Here is a 16,884-nt window from a genome sequence, read left to right on the forward strand (position 1 = left end):
GCGTCCTCCCTTAACGCGCTGCCGAGGATGACAGGGCGCTTTGCATGGTTCTTACGATGACGAACGCGTCGCGAAGGTGCGACCGCTCGAAAGCTGGTAACGATGATGGCGTCAGGTAGTTGTCGGGCTTTTGCCCCGAACGGACCTGCGCCGCTTGATGGTTTAGGCGCACAGTGGCGATGGTGTCATACGCGGCCAAGAGGTCGGCGCCCCCTGCCTCGGACACAATGCCGGCCTCGATCGCGCTATCGATGCGCGCGCGTGTATTCACCGCAGCGATCTGACCCTTGAGCGCATAAATCCGCCCAAGGTCGACTATCGGCACAACGCCGTTGTGTTTCATATCGAGCGTATTGCGGTGTTCACCTGATTTGATCGTCGCGAACCCACGGAACAGCGACAGCGGCGGCACGTGTTTGAGCGAATTCGACGCCATATGCGCGACAAAGATGGAATCCTTTGCCGCCATCGCCAGCGTATCGCCCTGAAGTTCGGAAAAGAGCGTCTCGTCCCCCGCGATAGGCCGCAGGTCGAACATGACGGAGGCCAACATCTGCGCTTCTTCGTTCGGTTTGGCAATCCACATGCGGAAATAGCTCTGCCAGACCGACAGGCGCTGCCGCCAACGGTCGGCTGTCGCCATCATATCACCGGGGCAATAGACATAGCCGCAGGCGTTCAGTCCGTCACAAACAAAGGTCGCGAGCTGCGCGAAATACTTCATATCATCGTCGGTCGCACTGTCGTGGATGATCAAACAATTATCCTGATCCGACACGCCCGTTTGTTCGCGGCGACCTTGGCTGCCACACGCGGCCCAGCAATAGGGCACGGGTGCGGGGCCGAATTTAACCTCAGCCATCTTAAGCAGACGACGGGTTACGATGTCGGCCACGTCGGTGACTTTGCGGGTAACAACGTCGTGGGCAAGGTGGCTACCGACCAACTGCATGAGGAAATCGGGCAGACGTTTCGTCACCTCGGACATTTCCTCAACGCTGGTCGCGCGGCCCAAATCGGCGATCATATGCGCCTGCGAGGTGGCGAGGAACCGCGTCAGGTCGGTCTGGGTGATCATCCCACGGAACTTGCCATTCTCAACGATCGGCAAGTGACCGATGCGGTGGTCGATCATCATATGCATCACGTCCGACCCCAAGGCTGACGGGTCCAGCGTCACAGGGTTGCGGGTCATGATGGTGTAGACAGGCAGGTCAGGATTTAGACCCTCTGCCAGAACTTTGTTGTTCATATCGCGCACGGTGAGGATGCCGACCAGCTTGTCGTTTTCCTCAACCCCGAGCGATGAAATCCGTTCATCCCGCATCAGCCGCGCGGCGTCCTTGATCGCCAGATCGGGCACGCAGGTGATCGGTTCATGCGCCAACATGTCCGCGACATGCAGCGTTAAAATCCCGCCTTGGGTGATGCCACGGGCACCGCCACGGGTGAAATATCGGTTAAATGTCGCGAAGTGTTTGACCGCGTTCAAAAACGCATCAGCGGGAAATAGGTGAAGCACACAATCGCTCGCCGCGCGGGCATTGGTTGCGGCCTTCCCGTCCCGCAAGAGACCCCTTTCGCCGAAATGGTTTCGTGCGCCCAAGATCGACACCAAAGCACCAGACGCATCCGTGACCTCAACCGTGCCGTCCTCAATCAGGTAAACCCCTTCGAGCGGATCATCATGGCTGTAGATCGTTTCGCCCGTCACAACATCACGGCGGATCAGCCCCGCACCAACCGTTTTAATGTCGTGCCGCTCTAGTCCGTCATAAGGGTGAGTGGTTGCGAGAAACCGAATAATATCTGCGTGTTCCAAAGGAGCCTCGTGATCGAAAAAGGGCGCGGGATATACTCCCGCGCCCGATCATATTGTCACGGGTCAGGTTTTGCACTGACCTACGTCAACCTTAGTGGTCAATAGCCGAACCTGCACCGCGCGGAATGCGGATGCTTTCAACCAGCTCCTGAACGTCAGCCGGAACTTCTTCGGTCGCGTTGGACACGAGGTAAGCTACGATGAAGTTGATCAGAGCGCCTACAGCACCGAACGAGGTCGATTTGATCGACAGAAGCAGCGGGTCAGCATCCGAGAAGGACGCAGTCGATGCGACGAAGAACCAACCTTTGTGCAGGAAGATGTAAACGATGGTTGTGATCAGACCAGCGAGCATACCAGCCACTGCACCCTTGTTGTTGATGCGCTTCGAGAAGATGCCCATCAGGATCGCAGGGAAGATCGACGCAGCAGCCAGACCAAATGCGAGAGCAACGGTTTGTGCAGCGAAGCCCGGAGGGTTAAGGCCGAGCCAGGTTGCAACTGCAATAGCAACAGCCATTGCAACACGTGCAGCCATCAGTTCGCCTTTTTCCGAGATGTTCGGGTTGATCTGAGATTTGATCAGGTCGTGCGAAACAGCCGATGCGATAGCCATCAGAAGGCCCGCAGCGGTCGAAAGCGCAGCAGCAAGACCACCAGCAGCAACCAGTGCGATCACCCAGCCCGGAAGCTGTGCGATTTCAGGGTTAGCCAGAACCATGATGTCACGGTTAACGGTCAGCTCGTTTGCGTCGCCGTTTGCATAGGTGATAGCGCCGTCGCCGTTTTTGTCGTCGAACGACAGCAGACCGGTTTTAGCCCAGTTGTTCACCCAGTTCACGTCGTTGCCCTGTGCGTCTACACCAGCTTCGATTTCAGCAAGCGAAAGCGCAGCTTCCGATGTGCCGTTCGGGTAGAAGGTGTTGATCAGGTTCAGACGAGCCATTGCACCAACAGCCGGAGCGGTCAGGTACAGAAGCGCGATGAACACCAGAGCCCAACCAGCCGACGAACGTGCGTCTTTAACGGTCGGAACCGTGAAGAAGCGAACGATAACGTGCGGCAGACCTGCAGTACCGATCATGAGCGATACGGTGAACAGGAACATGTTCAGGGTGGTGTCAGACTGTGCGAGGTACGACTTGAAGCCGAGATCGCTCAGAAGACCTTCGAGGTCCTGAAGGATCGGTTGGCCGGTCGCAACAGAGTCAGAGAACAGACCCAGACCCGGGATCGGGTTGCCAGTCAGCTGGAGCGAGATGAACACAGCCGGAATGGTGTATGCGATGATCAGAACAACGTACTGAGCAACCTGAGTGTAGGTGATGCCTTTCATGCCGCCGAGAACAGCGTACATGAATACGATTGCAGCACCGATGAACAGGCCGGTCGAGTTCGACACTTCGAGGAAGCGCGAGAACGCAACACCAACGCCGGTCATCTGACCGATAACGTAGGTAACAGATGCGATGATCAGACAGATAACCGCAACGGTACGTGCAGTTTGGCTGTAGAAACGGTCGCCGATGAATTCCGGCACGGTGAATTTACCGAACTTACGCAGGTAAGGTGCCAGAAGCATTGCGAGCAGAACGTAACCACCGGTCCAACCCATGAGGTAAGCCGAAGTGTCGTAGCCGCCGAATGCGATAATACCAGCCATCGAGATGAACGATGCTGCCGACATCCAGTCAGCGCCGGTCGCCATGCCGTTGAGAACCGGGTGAACACCACGGCCTGCAGCATAGAATTCAGAAGTAGATCCGGCGCGAGCCCAGATCGCGATGCCGATGTAGAGCGCGAAAGTCGCACCAACAACCAGCAGGTTAAGCGTAAACTGATCCATTGGTTGTGCTCCTTACTCGTCCACGCCGTGCTCTTTGTCGAGCTTGTTCATCTTTGCAGCGTAGACAAAGATAAGAACAAGAAAGACAAGGATCGAACCTTGTTGTGCGAACCAGAAGCCCAGATCGGTGCCACCGATTGCGATGCCCGAAAGCACCGGACGCAGCAGGATGCCAAAACCGAACGAAACAACAAACCAGATCACGAGGCTGATGCCGATGATCCGCTTGTTGGCTGCCCAGTAGGCGTTGTTGTCGCCATTGTTAGCCATTGAATTTCCTCCAAGTTACCCCACCTTCGGTCCCTCAACCGAAGGGTAATATAACAGGGCGCGTACGCCCTGCTCCCTCCCCCCTTTCGGGGTTTTAGTAGAACGCGGGTGAAGTTCCCGCGTTCATACGGTTCAGCCCTTATTGTGGACCGAATTCTTAATAAGATCGTCTACAACGGACGGATCGGCAAGCGTAGATGTGTCGCCGAGGCTTCCAGTGTCATTTTCTGCGATTTTACGCAGGATGCGACGCATGATTTTGCCCGAACGTGTCTTTGGCAGACCAGGTGCCCACTGGATCACGTCTGGTTTAGCAATCGGACCGATCTCTGTGCGGACCCAAACTTCCAGCTCTTTCTGAAGTTCAGCAGTCGGCTCAACACCGTTCATCAAGGTGACGTAGCAGTAGATGCCCTGACCTTTGATGTCGTGCGGGTAGCCAACAACCGCGGCCTCAGCGACAGCAGCATGAGCCACCAGCGCGGATTCCACTTCGGCGGTGCCCATACGGTGACCCGATACGTTGATCACGTCATCAACGCGGCCCGTGATCCAGTAGTAACCGTCTGCGTCACGGCGGCAGCCGTCACCCGTGAAGTAGTAGCCTTTGAAGTCAGAGAAGTAGGTCTGCATAAAGCGCTCGTGGTCACCGTAAACGGTGCGCATCTGACCCGGCCACGAGTCTTTGATGCAGAGAACGCCTTCGGCTTCGATCTCGTCGATCTCTTTACCAGTGGTCGCATCGAGCAGAACTGGCTGCACACCAAAGAACGGCGTGGTTGCCGAACCCGGCTTCGTCGGGGTTGCACCCGGAAGCGGTGTCAGCATGTGACCACCAGTTTCGGTCTGCCACCATGTGTCAACGATCGGACGTGTGCCTTTGCCGACAACATCGTTGTACCAGTTCCAAGCTTCTGGGTTGATCGGCTCACCCACGGTGCCGAGGATGCGGAGCGACGACAGGTCGTATTTCTCAACAAACTCTTTACCCATGCCCATCAGCGAACGGATCGCAGTCGGTGCGGTGTAGAACTGAGTAACCTTGTGCTTTTCACACACAGCCCAGAAACGGCCAGCGTCTGGGTAGGTCGGAACGCCTTCGAACATCAGGGTGGTGCCGCCGTTAGCGAGCGGGCCATAGACGATGTAGGAGTGGCCAGTCACCCAACCCACGTCAGCGGTACACCAGTATACGTCGCCTTCATGGTAGTCGAAGGTGTATTCGTGAGTCATCGCTGCATAGACCAGATAACCACCGGTCGAGTGCACAACGCCCTTCGGCTTACCAGTCGAACCCGAGGTGTAGAGGATGAACAGCGGGTCTTCTGCATTCATCGGACGTGCGGGGCAATCTGGCGATGCGTGAGACATGAGGTATTTCACGTCAACGTCACGACCATCGATCCAAGTGGTCTGATCACCAGTGTGTTTTACAACAAGGCAACGCACCTTGTCCGAGCAGTGCAGAAGCGCTGCGTCACAGTTGGATTTCAGTGCAGTGCGACGACCACCACGTGGTGCGGTGTCAGCAGTGATAACAACCTTTGCACCAGAGTCGTTGATGCGGTTTGCCAGTGCGTCAGGCGAGAAGCCCGCGAACACGATCGAATGGACAGCACCGATACGCGCACAAGCGAGCATCGCGTAAGCAGCCTCGGGGATCATCGGGAGATAGATCACAACGCGGTCGCCGCGCATCACGCCTTGGCTCAGCAGGACGTTTGCGAAACGGTTCACCTTCTCGGACAGCTCATTATAGGTGATGTGCTGCGCAGGCTCATCAGGCGAGTCAGGCTCGAAAATGATTGCGGTCTGATCGCCGCGGGTCGCGAGGTGACGGTCCACACAGTTATATGCTGCGTTGATCACGCCGTCTTCAAACCACTTGATGTCGACTTTGCCGTGTTCGAACGATGTGTTCTTTACCTGCGAGTAAGGCTGCATCCAGTCCAGGCGCTTACCGTGCTCACCCCAGAATGCCACGGGATCGTTCACCGAAGCCGCATACATCTCTTTGTATTTCGCCGCGTCGATATGAGCGCGTTTTACCACCTCTTCGGACGGCGGATAAATCTTGTCAGTCATGAAATTCCTCCCGAGCATTTTGTAAATCTCGGCTCGGGGCTCCTCTCCCCAAGCTTACTTGACTGTGGTCATACACCATTTTCCTGTCAACGGTCGCATAAACATAAGCGCTAACAGTATTTTTTTGTAAAATCTTTTACCAACAGAATTGAAAAACAGTAAACCGTTTTGCAGATTCGCAAAATTTCCTTTGTTTTTCTGCACTTTGACGCAACGGCACTTTCTGACCTTTGACAGAAGCCAGCAGACAACCGATATACGCACATACGACCAAAGAATGGGAAAAACGGGCCGGTGGCTTTTCAACGCGACATAGACGGGTTCAAGACCGCCATCGAAAGCGTCTACGCTGACCTGCGCGACTCCCTTCTCACCGGGGCCATCGCGCCCTCGGCGAAAATGCGAGTCGAAGAATTGCGCGCGCGCTATGGCGTCGGTTCCTCTACCGTGCGCGAAGCGCTGTCGCGTCTGCTCGTTGAAAACCTCGTTACGACCGAAGGCCAGCGCGGGTTCAAGGCGGCGCCAGTGTCCCTGTCCGACTTCCGCGAATTGGTCGATATGCGCTGCATGATCGAAGTGCAGGGCGTCCGATTGGCGATCGAACGCGGTGATCAGGATTGGGAAAGCGGCCTTGTCGTTGCCCACCACCGCCTCGCCCGCGTCGAAGAGTCGATCCCCGCCGAACGCGCAAAACACTGGGAACAGGCGAACCGCGATTTCCACGATGCCACCGTCGCCGCCCACGGCAACCGCTGGCTCGCCGATATGCGCGATCTGCACCAGACCCACTGGATGCGTTACATCCAGATCGCGGCCCCATGGCGCAAGATGCCCATCGACAGCCGCGCCGAACACCAAGACATCTTTGACGCCGTCATCGCCCGCAAAGCCGACGACGCCGCCCACCTCATCGACCGCCACTTCCGCAAACACGCAAGCGCGGTCGAGGCAGGATTGGGTCGGAAGTAGAGGTTGAACTCAAGGCCCTGAGCCGTCACCCTGTTCGGGGATGAGGAAATGGGCACTGATATGACACCTGCTGACGTTCACCGAATGAACACGCTGATCGCCGACTTGCGTCCGAAGGAACGCCTGCGGGTCTTGGATATCGGCGCCAACCCCCTGATCGAAGGGGATGTGTCCTACAAACCGCTCCTCGACCACGGACACGCCGAAGTGTTTGGTTTTGAACCCCAAGAGGACGCCCTCGCCGCGCTAAATGACCGCAAATCAGCCCATGAAACCTACCTGCCCCACGCGTTAGGAGATGGAACGTCAAAAACGTTACACCTCAACCAGCAGGGCGGATTTACCTCGATTTTCCCCGCCGATGAGGACAGTGCCCGCTACCTTGGGTTCGTGAAGGGCATGACTGAAAAAGGCACGATCAAAATCAAGACACGCAAGCTGGACAGTCTCAAAGAGGTGCCCACCGTCGATTTCCTCAAAATCGATGTGCAGGGCAGCGAAAAAGCGATCCTCGAACACGGGAAACAGAAACTCTCCAACGCGATCGCTCTCCAAACCGAAGTCCGCATGTTCCCGCTCTACCGTGGTGAACCCAGATACGGAGAGCTAGAGGCCGAGATCGTCGCGCAGGGGTTCGAATTCCTGCGGTTCGCGTCAATGAAACACGTCAGCCTCGCCCGTCGGCACCGTGGCCGAATCCGTCGTCATGACTTCGCCCAAGCCGTCGATGGCGACGCGTTCTTTGTCCGGGATTTGCGGATCGTGGACAGCTTCACCGACGAACAGCTCAAAAAGCTCGCCATCATCGGCGATGCGATCATGGGCCTGTTCGATGTGACGCTCTATGCGCTCGATATTCTGGTGGAACGGTCGGTGATCACTGAGGATGTGATCAACCGCTACTTCGATAACATTCCCAAACAACGCCTACGTTGACCACAGGCCTCAAAGCAGCACCCCAATAAACAAACGGCCACGCCCTCTGGGAGGAGGGGCGTGGCCGTTGATAATTAGGGACTGCGGACCCCGGCTAAGGGTCCGCAGCTGGAGGAAGCAAGGCTTAGAAGAAGCCCAGCTTGTTCGGGTTGTAGCTCATCAGGATGTTTTTGGTTTGCTGGTAGTGGTCCAGCATCATCTTGTGAGTTTCACGGCCAATACCCGACTGCTTGTAGCCGCCGAATGCAGCATGTGCAGGGTATGCGTGGTAGTTGTTTACCCAGACGCGGCCAGCTTCGATGGCGCGGCCAAAGCGGTAGCAACGGGTTGCATCGCGGGTCCATACACCAGCGCCGAGGCCGTACATGGTGTCGTTTGCGATCTGCAGCGCTTCTGCTTCGTCTTTAAAGGTGGTGACAGAGACGACCGGTCCAAAGATCTCTTCTTGGAACACGCGCATCTTGTTGTGGCCTTTCAGAACGGTCGGCTGAACGTAGAAACCGTTCGCGATGTCACCGTTGAAACGAGCAGCATCACCACCAACCAGAACTTCCGCGCCTTCGTCACGACCGATTTGCAGGTAGGACATGATTTTATCCTGCTGCTCTTGGGACGCCTGAGCACCAACCATGGTGTTCATATCGCGCGGGTCGCCTTGTTTGATCGCCTTCACACGCTCGATGCACTTTTCGATGAAGCGATCGTAGATGTCTTCTTGGATCAGAGCACGCGACGGGCAGGTGCAAACTTCGCCTTGGTTGAAGGCAAAGAGAACGAAACCTTCGACCGCTTTGTCGAGAAACGCATCGTCTTCGGCCATAACGTCCGAGAAGAAGATGTTCGGGGATTTACCGCCGAGTTCCAGAGTCACAGGGATCAGGTTTTCGGTCGCTGCCTGCATGATTTTGCGGCCAGTTTCCGTCGAACCAGTGAACGCGATTTTCGCGATGCGCGGCGAACGTGCCAGCGGTGCGCCAACTTCTGCGCCCATGCCGTTTACGATGTTCAGAACGCCAGCAGGCAGAAGGTCTGCGATGATGTCGATCAGAACCATGATCGCAGCAGGGGTTTGCTCTGCTGGTTTCAGCACGATGCAGTTACCCGCAGCCAGCGCAGGCGCCAGTTTCCATGCCGCCATCAGAACCGAGAAGTTCCACGGAATGATCTGACCAACAACGCCGAGAGGCTCGTGGAAGTGATACGCAACGGTGTCGTGATCGATTTCCGACATGTTGCCTTCTTGAGCGCGCAGAACGCCAGCAAAGTAACGGAAGTGGTCAACCGACAGCGGGATGTCAGCGTTTACGGTTTCGCGGATCGGCTTACCGTTGTCCCAGGTTTCAGCGGATGCCAGCTGGTGCAGGTTTTCTTCGAGACGGTCTGCGATTTTCAGCAGGATGTTCGAACGCTCTGCGGGCGAAGTTTTGCCCCATGCGTCTTTTGCAGCATGTGCTGCGTCGAGTGCGAGCTCGATGTCTGCTGCGTCGGAGCGGGCAACCTGACATACCACTTCACCGGTGATCGGGGTGATGTTGTCAAAGTATTTGCCGGAAACTGGGGCAACCCATTTGCCGCCGATAAAGTTGTCATAGCGATCTTTGAATGGGTTAACGAAATAGTCGACGACTTGGGTCATCTGGTTCATGTGATTTCTCCTCCTAAGAACCGCGTTTGCCGCGGTATGCAGAAGAGATGAATGGAATCACGGTGCCTTGTGCAGGGGGGTGTCTCAGCCGCCCTGCCCCACCTGTCTCACTACTGAGACAGGTCAGCGCCACTTTCGCTGAGACCGAGGCGTTTCATACGGCGATACATCGTGGCGCGCCCAATACCCAAGGCCCGCGCCGCCGCCGACACGTTGCCCTCTGCACGAACAAGCGCACGTTTCACCGCCGCCTTTTCCCCACGATCAAAGCCAGTTTCTTGTCCGTCACGCCCCAAAAGGTCCACGGCAGGACGCGGCGCGAGGTGCCCCATCGCGTTCAGACCAAAGGCCTTACGGGCTGCGCGGGTCGCACCGACAACGATATCGTCCCCATCCACCGCCAAAAGCGCCGCACCCGTCGCGTCGCCTTCGGCCACAAGGATGCGTTTGCCCGCGAACGACGACCGAAACACCTCCGCTTCGATCTGTTGGGCGGTTTGAACGACCATCGCGCCGATCAAACGGTTATAGCCTTCGGTCTGGTCCGCCCGCGCCGACGACACATCCAGCGCGGCAATTAACGCGCCATCAGGCCCGAAAATCGGCGCATCCATACAGCTCATCGCGATATTTTTCGCCATGAAATGGTCGGTGCGGTGAATGGTGATCTGTCGTTGCTCTGCCAAACAGGTGCCGATGCCGTTCGTGCCCTCGGCAGCCTCGCTCCAGTCGTGACCAGGCCAGAGGCCCCATTCCTTGAACACTTCCGAGTCCCCGTCGGAACAGCGTTTTTCCAGGACGATCCCATCCGCGTCCGTTAATAGAACGCCGCAACCAGAATGCCCGATCAGACCAAAGAGGTTGTCCAGTTTCGGCGACGCGACGTGCAACACCCGCTCCATCGCGGCCATGCGACCCTTCAACGACGAAGAATCGAGCGAGTCGCGCATTTCGCGCATCGCGGGATCCAAACCGTAGTTCTTAGCCGACCGTAGCCACGACGCTGCCAAACGCGATCGCGCCGCCGCCGATCCGGACGAAAGGGACTGCATCACGCGGTCGATATGAGAGCTACGAGTCATGTCGCAAAAGCCTTAACATATAGTCTTATCGAGCAACGTCGCGACTTTGGTCTCAACTCACGCGGAAGTGCAACCACACAACCTAAAAAGAAGTTTGCACAAAATCTGTGGAAAACTCTTGCCAGAATCCAAATCCTGTCGCAGTAATATACGCAAAATACGAAAATAACGGCAAAAACCGTAACAAACGGTGGCCACAGAGGCGAGAAGAGAGGGTCAGATGGGTCAAGAACCCAAGACAAACCTACGTATTGATACCATCGTTGGTCAACACGCCGCGATGCTATCAGAGCGGTTGCAAGCACACCGTGCCCAGCTTTTTCCGCCGAACGCGACCAAAGAGCTGCGCAAATTCACCAGTGGTGAAGTCGCTGACCTGCTTGGCGTCAAAGATGCCTATTTGCGCAAGCTTAGTCTCGATTCCAAAGGCCCCGATCCTGAAATCCGTGGCAACGGACGCCGCTATTATTCGCCCGACGATATCGTAGCTCTTCGCGAATACCTCGAAAAAGGCGCGAAGGTTCCCGGCACCTATATGCCCGGTCGTCGCGATGGCGATCATCTACAGGTGATTTCGGTCATCAACTTCAAAGGTGGCTCTGGTAAAACGACGACCTCGGCGCACCTCGCGCAGAAGATGGCTCTCGACGGATACCGCGTTTTGGCGATCGACATCGACCCTCAGGCGTCTTTCTCTGCGTTGCATGGGTTCCAGCCAGAGTTCGACCTACTGGACGGTGGAACGCTTTATGACGCGATCCGCTATGACAACCCCGTTCCAATTCGTGACGTGATTCAAAAGACTTACTTCCGAAATCTGGACATTATTCCGGGGAACCTCGACCTCATGGAGTTCGAGCACGATACCCCCCGCGCGCTGGCCCAACGGGATGGTAACCTTTTTTTCACTAGAGTGGGAGACGCGCTCGCTGATGTGGAAGAGGATTATGACGTGGTTATCGTAGACTGCCCGCCCCAATTGGGGTTCTTAACAATGTCGGCCCTTTCGGCCGCGACCGCCGTGTTAGTGACGGTTCACCCGCAGATGCTCGACGTGATGTCGATGTGTCAGTTCCTGTTGATGACATCGAACCTCCTCGGCGTTGTAGCCGAAGCAGGCGGCGACATGTCCTATGACTGGCTGCGCTACGTGGTGACCCGGTATGAACCCGGCGATGGCCCGCAGAACCAGATGGTATCTTTCATGCGCTCCATGTTTGGTGAGCATGTTTTGAACCACACGATGCTGAAATCAACTGCGATCTCAGACGCTGGCCTGACAAAACAAACCTTGTGGGAGATCGAAAAGTCCCAATTCACGCGGTCCACCTATGACCGCGCGATTGAGAGTATTTCAGCCGTTTGCGGTGAAATAGAGACGCTTGTTCAAGAGGCATGGGGGCGGACCAATGGCGCGTAAAGGTATTCTGACCGGCTTGATGGACAACACCGCTGCGCCCGCAACCGAAACGCGCGTCGATCCCTCCAAACCCCGTTACGGCAAGGGCGCCATCGGTGCCGTGAGCCAATCCATCGCCGAACTCAAGTCTCGCTCGATCATTCAGGTCGATCCGCGGATGATCGACGATGCGGGTATGCAGGACCGTCTGGAAACGGATGACATCCCTGCCCTTGCAGAAAGTATCAAACTTTACGGACAGCAAGTCCCCGTTCTGCTCCGCCCTAATCCGAATGACCCCGAACGCTATCAGGTGGTCTACGGTCGGCGGCGTGTTGCGGCTCTAAAACTGCTGAAACAGCCCATTGCGGCCATGGTTAGGGTCTTGAATGACCGCGAACTGGTGATTGCCCAGGGTCAGGAAAACTCTGCCCGTCGCGATCTGTCGTTCATCGAACGCGCCAACTTTGCCCGCCAAATGCGGGACGCTGGTTACGAACGCAAAGTGATCTGTGACGCGCTCAACGTCGATAAAACCGTCATTTCGCGGATGTTATCGATCGTCGACTCGATCCCCCTACCCCTGATCGAAGCCATCGGCGCGGCCCCCTCCATCGGCCGCGATCGGTGGAGCAAACTAGCCGATCAGCTCAACGGTCGGGATCTCACTGCGAACGCCGTCGGTGAAGGATCGGATCAGCGGTTCGAGGCCGTGTTTAAGTCTCTAACCTTGCCCAAAACGCCAGCAGCCAAACCGAACCGGATCACCGCCAACGGTGCCGAGATCGCACAGGTTGCCCGCAAACCGAATAAAACAGTGCTCACCCTGCCCAAAGACGGCTTTGACGAATGGTTGGTGGCGCATCTGGAAGAAATTCACCGCGACTGGAAACAGTCGAACGGCTGAATAATAGAGCAGTAACAACAACTTAGGAGGCACGACCCAGCAAAACCCAAAGAAAAAGGCCCCCCAAAGCAGATACCTCAGAGAGCCCTATTCGTGTTCTAGCACTTCCGAATATCAGGCTAAAGTTGACAGCTGTCAACAGGCGTCGAATCTGGCGGGCAAAAAAGTTTTGCTCCGTGATGAACTATGGACATTTACGCAACGACGCCTTTTGGGCGGCGACCAGTAACGGCTGGTTTGATCGAACGCGCCGCCCTTCGCCAACAGGCCCCTGCCCTCCCGAACGCGAATAAATGGGAGCTTTTCCGCGAACTTTGCACCGCGCGCAAAGAATTCGGTCTCTCTGACCGCGATCTCACGGTCCTGAACGCATTGTTAACCTTTCATCGCGGCGATGACCTCTCTGCGTCCGAGCAGTTGATCGTGTTTCCATCCAATGAAACGCTCTCATCCCGCGCTCACGGCATGCCCGAAAGCACGCTCCGCCGTCACATCGCCGCTCTGGTCGAGGCTGGCATCATTCTGCGCAACGACAGCCCGAACGGTAAACGCTACGCCGTCAAAAGTAGAACCGGCGTTCTACGGGCCTACGGCTTTGATCTTCGGCCCCTTTTGGTGCGCGCCGACGAAATCATCGAAGCCGCCACAAAGATCCGCGAAGAGGACGCGCAAAAAAAAGAACTGCGCGACACAGTCGTGATCCTAAAACGCGATGCCGACAAACTCATTAGTTTTGGCATGGAAGATCACGCCGACGATCGCTGGACCAAACCTCGCGAGGCGCTGATCGAACTCGGCAAAATGCTCCGCCGTAAACTGGACATTTCGACACTAACATCGCTCAAAACGCGGCTTCACGCGCTTGTGGAAAACCTCCATCACTTGCTAGGAATGACTGTTGGTAAATCATCAGAAATGAGCGGCACCGACAGCCAAAATGACCGGCACCAATCTAATTCAAATGATACTACTATTGAATCTGAACAAAGCACCGTTCCGCTTCCGATGGTTCTAACCGCTTGTCCCGATGTCGCGGATTTTACCAATCGACCGCTTCGCAGTTGGCACGATTTCATCTCTGCAATGTCGGTCATTAAGGCCATGATGGGTATCTCGGCTGAAACGTGGGATCATGCCATGAAAATCATGGGGCCGAAAAACACCTCTGTTGTCTGTGCTGGCATCCTTCAGCGCATGGGAGAGATCAAATCACCTGGTGGTTACCTTCGCCGCCTCACCCAAAAGGCCGAACAAGGCGGATTTTCACCGATGCCGATGATGATTGCTCTGTCTCGTCGACAAAGTTGACAGCTGTCAACTCTCACCCCTTTACATCGTACTTCAGCTATGACCCCCTAACTCCATGATCCAGATACAGTCCCTTTCCTGCCAATACGGCGACAAAACCGTGCTCGACACAATCACCCTCGAATTGACCCAGGCGCGGGTGGGTATTGTCGGTCGAAATGGCTCTGGAAAATCGACACTGGCGCGGGCATTTTCGGGTCTAATACGCCCAGAACAGGGTCGAATTTTGATCAACGGCATCGACGTCCTAAACGACCGAAAATCCTCGCTCTCTGCGGTGGGCATTTTGTTCCAGAACCCCGATCATCAGATCATTTTCCCGACTGTTGAAGAGGAAATTTCCTTCGGGTTACGCCAGCTCGGGCACTCTAAGGCCGATGCATCGACGAAAACCGATGAAACCCTCGCCAATTTCGGCAAATCGGACTGGGCCAAACGCCCCGTTTCGACCCTAAGTCAGGGGCAACGCCACCTTGTGTGCCTCATGTCCGTCCTCGCAATGGCGCCTTCGGTGATCATTCTAGACGAACCGTTCAGCGGGTTGGACATTCCCACGACACGCGCCCTGCAAAAGAGACTAAATCAGCTAGATCAGACTCTGATTCACATCACGCATGACCCTGCGATGATAGCGGATTATGACCGCGTTCTCTGGATCGAAGGTGGAAAAATCATCGCAGATGGTGCGCCAGAGACCGTTTTGCCCGAATATCTGCGGGTGATGGAGGCGGATGATGCTGGCGCTCACCTCTGACATTCACACTCCGCTCCATAATTGGCGGGCTGGGGTCAAACTTGGACTGCTTTCCATCGCTATTGTGACCCTATACCTGCTGAAATCGCCAGTTTTGCTTGCTGGTGCTGCGGGACTTACCGCCCTGCTCTATCGGTCGTTTGGTGCGAAATTCGCGGCCCAAGGTCTCCGGATGCTGAAACCACTGCGGTTTTTCCTCGGATTTATCCTGCTTTGGCAGGTCATTTTGGGTGATGCGGCCACGGGTTTCGCGATTGTGTTGCGATTGGCAACTGCAGTGAGTTTGGCCAATTTAGTGACGCTTTCGACCCGTTTGGACGATCTGATCGACCTTGTGATCTGGCTCGCCTCCCCTGCCCGCTTTATCGGACTGTCACCCAAACCTCTGGCGCTCTCAATTGCCCTCGTTGTGCGGTTTGTACCTGTGCTTTTGGAACGGGCCAATCATATGGCGGACGCTTTTCGTGCTCGGTCCACGAAACGGCCCACGTTTTACATCATTCTGCCCCTGATCGTCAGCGTTCTCGAAGATGCCGATCATGTGGCGCTCGCGCTGCGTGCACGCGGCGGGCTGGATGGAGCGTTTAATCCCTGATATGTCGTCCCGCAAATCAGGGGACACATTATGCAAACCAAAGAAAATGATCTTGTGATGATCGCGCTTTTCGCGGCGCTCGTTGCAGTTTTGGGCCTTTTGCCCGCGATTCCGATGCCTTGGGGCATTCCTGTGACGGCGCAGAGCCTTGGTGTGATGCTTGCGGGCGCTGTTTTGGGCGCGAAACGTGGCGGCCTGTCGATGCTGTTGTTTATTGGCCTCGTGGCCTTGGGTCTGCCGCTTTTGGCGGGGGGACGCGGTGGTTTGGGCGTTTTCGTATCGCCGACCGCTGGTTTTGTCGTCGGTTTCCCCGTCGCGGCCTTTGTAACGGGTGTTGTGATGCAGAACCTGCGTATTGATGCGATGGTTGCATCTGGCATCGCGTCGCTGATCGGTGGGATTGTCGTGCTTTATGTCATGGGTATTGGCGGGTTCTGGATGCTGACGGACAAGGGTCTGATGGCCTCGATCACCATCATGGCGACCTATATCCCTGGCGATCTGGTTAAGGTCGTACTGACCGCCATCGTGGTTGGTGCCTTGGTTAAGGCCCGTCCGCAAAGCCTTCTGTCGCGTCAGTAATGGAAATGCGGCGGGCCATAGAGGATCGTCGATCGGTTCGGGCGTTCACGGATCAACCCGTGGATCGCGCTGTATTAGAGACGATTTTGACCTTGGCCCGCTGTGCGCCTTCGGGTGCAAACCTTCAGCCCGGTCGGTTCCATGTCCTGACTGGCGCACCGTTGAAATCCCTATCCGATGCCCTGCTCGACGGAATTGCAGAGGATCGGCCTCAGGTCAGCGAATACAGCTACTTCCCCCGCCCTATGCCCGCCGATCTAAAAGCCCGTCAGAGGGCCGCTGGCTTTGCGCTCTACGATGCTTTGGGCATAGAGAAACGCGACCTTGAGGGACGGAAGGTTCAGTTTCAGCACAATTACCGTTTCTTTGGCGCGCCTGTGGGCATGATCATCACGATCCATCGTGAGATGGGCGCAGGGTGCTTTATGGACCTCGGGATGGCGATCCAGACGATGTTGCTCGCCGTGCAGGATGCGGGGCTAGCGGCCTGTGGGATCGGGGCTATGGCGAATTACGGTGATCTGATCCATGACCATCTGGGGCTAGATGCCGATGAAATGGTCGTGGCAGGCGTGGCGATTGGCTATGCGGCGGACCATCCTGTGAACGAATTTCGGACAGAGCGGGACGCGCTGGATGTCTTTGCGACCTTCCGTGGGTTTGAAAGTTGACGGCTGTCAACTT

The 16,884-nt window shown here is 56.2% G+C and carries 15 protein-coding genes; 9 read left to right on the forward strand and 6 right to left on the reverse strand.

Annotated elements, in window-relative coordinates:
• Positions 1–10 precede the first annotated feature (10 nt).
• From QWY83_RS02995 to acs, 4 genes are all read right to left on the reverse strand, one after another.
• Positions 11–1,822, reverse strand: a complete 1,812-nt coding sequence (locus tag QWY83_RS02995) for a DUF294 nucleotidyltransferase-like domain-containing protein (RefSeq protein ID WP_249947231.1) — start codon at positions 1,820–1,822, stop codon at positions 11–13.
• 91 nt (positions 1,823–1,913) lie between these two features.
• A complete protein-coding gene (locus QWY83_RS03000; protein ID WP_249947230.1) occupies positions 1,914–3,668 on the reverse strand; it encodes a sodium:solute symporter family protein in 1,755 nt (584 codons plus the stop codon).
• Positions 3,669–3,680: 12 nt separating this feature from the next.
• Complete coding sequence (locus QWY83_RS03005; RefSeq protein WP_067546907.1) at positions 3,681–3,938, reverse strand: DUF4212 domain-containing protein; 258 nt, start codon at positions 3,936–3,938, stop codon at positions 3,681–3,683.
• 132 nt (positions 3,939–4,070) lie between these two features.
• On the reverse strand, positions 4,071–6,023 hold the full coding sequence (gene acs, locus QWY83_RS03010; RefSeq protein WP_249947229.1) for an acetate--CoA ligase: 1,953 nt from the start codon (positions 6,021–6,023) through the stop codon (positions 4,071–4,073).
• 294 nt (positions 6,024–6,317) lie between these two features.
• Here acs and QWY83_RS03015 point away from each other — a divergent pair, with 294 nt between their 5' ends.
• Positions 6,318–6,992 carry a GntR family transcriptional regulator gene (locus QWY83_RS03015; RefSeq protein WP_249947228.1) on the forward strand — a complete coding sequence of 225 codons (675 nt, stop codon included), beginning with the start codon at positions 6,318–6,320 and terminating at the stop codon, positions 6,990–6,992.
• 48 nt (positions 6,993–7,040) lie between these two features.
• Positions 7,041–7,928, forward strand: coding sequence for an FkbM family methyltransferase (locus QWY83_RS03020; protein WP_249947227.1), 888 nt, complete (start codon positions 7,041–7,043; stop codon positions 7,926–7,928).
• A 124-nt stretch (positions 7,929–8,052) separates the two neighbouring features.
• Here the strand turns inward: QWY83_RS03020 and adh are convergent, their stop codons facing one another.
• Positions 8,053–9,573: an aldehyde dehydrogenase gene (gene adh / locus QWY83_RS03025; protein WP_105236629.1), complete on the reverse strand. Its 1,521-nt coding sequence runs from the start codon at positions 9,571–9,573 to the stop codon at positions 8,053–8,055.
• A 110-nt stretch (positions 9,574–9,683) separates the two neighbouring features.
• Positions 9,684–10,655, reverse strand: coding sequence for a GAF domain-containing protein (locus tag QWY83_RS03030; protein ID WP_105236628.1), 972 nt, complete (start codon positions 10,653–10,655; stop codon positions 9,684–9,686).
• Between the two features lie 220 nt (positions 10,656–10,875).
• Between QWY83_RS03030 and repA the strand changes: the two genes are divergently transcribed.
• The 7 genes from repA to QWY83_RS03065 all read left to right on the forward strand — a co-directional run bounded on the left by repA (position 10,876) and on the right by QWY83_RS03065 (position 16,871).
• Positions 10,876–12,075, forward strand: coding sequence for a plasmid partitioning protein RepA (gene repA, locus QWY83_RS03035; RefSeq protein WP_249947226.1), 1,200 nt, complete (start codon positions 10,876–10,878; stop codon positions 12,073–12,075).
• Positions 12,065–12,961, forward strand: a complete 897-nt coding sequence (gene repB, locus QWY83_RS03040; protein ID WP_249947225.1) for a plasmid partitioning protein RepB — start codon at positions 12,065–12,067, stop codon at positions 12,959–12,961. Before repA ends, repB begins: the two co-directional genes overlap by 11 nt.
• A 186-nt stretch (positions 12,962–13,147) precedes the next feature.
• The gene (repC, locus tag QWY83_RS03045) at positions 13,148–14,269 is read left to right on the forward strand and encodes a plasmid replication protein RepC (protein WP_249947224.1); all 1,122 of its coding nucleotides are present in this window, start codon (positions 13,148–13,150) and stop codon (positions 14,267–14,269) included.
• A 55-nt stretch (positions 14,270–14,324) separates the two neighbouring features.
• A complete protein-coding gene (locus tag QWY83_RS03050; protein ID WP_249947223.1) occupies positions 14,325–15,023 on the forward strand; it encodes an energy-coupling factor ABC transporter ATP-binding protein in 699 nt (232 codons plus the stop codon).
• Entirely contained in the window at positions 15,004–15,618 is a 615-nt protein-coding gene (locus QWY83_RS03055; protein ID WP_249947222.1) for an energy-coupling factor transporter transmembrane component T family protein, read from the forward strand. The genes QWY83_RS03050 and QWY83_RS03055 overlap by 20 nt, the downstream gene beginning before the upstream one ends.
• A 30-nt stretch (positions 15,619–15,648) precedes the next feature.
• Positions 15,649–16,200 carry a biotin transporter BioY gene (locus tag QWY83_RS03060; protein WP_249947221.1) on the forward strand — a complete coding sequence of 184 codons (552 nt, stop codon included), beginning with the start codon at positions 15,649–15,651 and terminating at the stop codon, positions 16,198–16,200.
• A gap of 5 nt (positions 16,201–16,205) precedes the next feature.
• On the forward strand, positions 16,206–16,871 hold the full coding sequence (locus tag QWY83_RS03065) for a nitroreductase (RefSeq protein WP_249947220.1): 666 nt from the start codon (positions 16,206–16,208) through the stop codon (positions 16,869–16,871).
• Positions 16,872–16,884: the final 13 nt, after the last annotated feature.

Origin of the sequence: Marivivens donghaensis (assembly GCF_030410045.1) — a bacterium.
Lineage (GTDB): Bacteria > Pseudomonadota > Alphaproteobacteria > Rhodobacterales > Rhodobacteraceae > Marivivens > Marivivens donghaensis.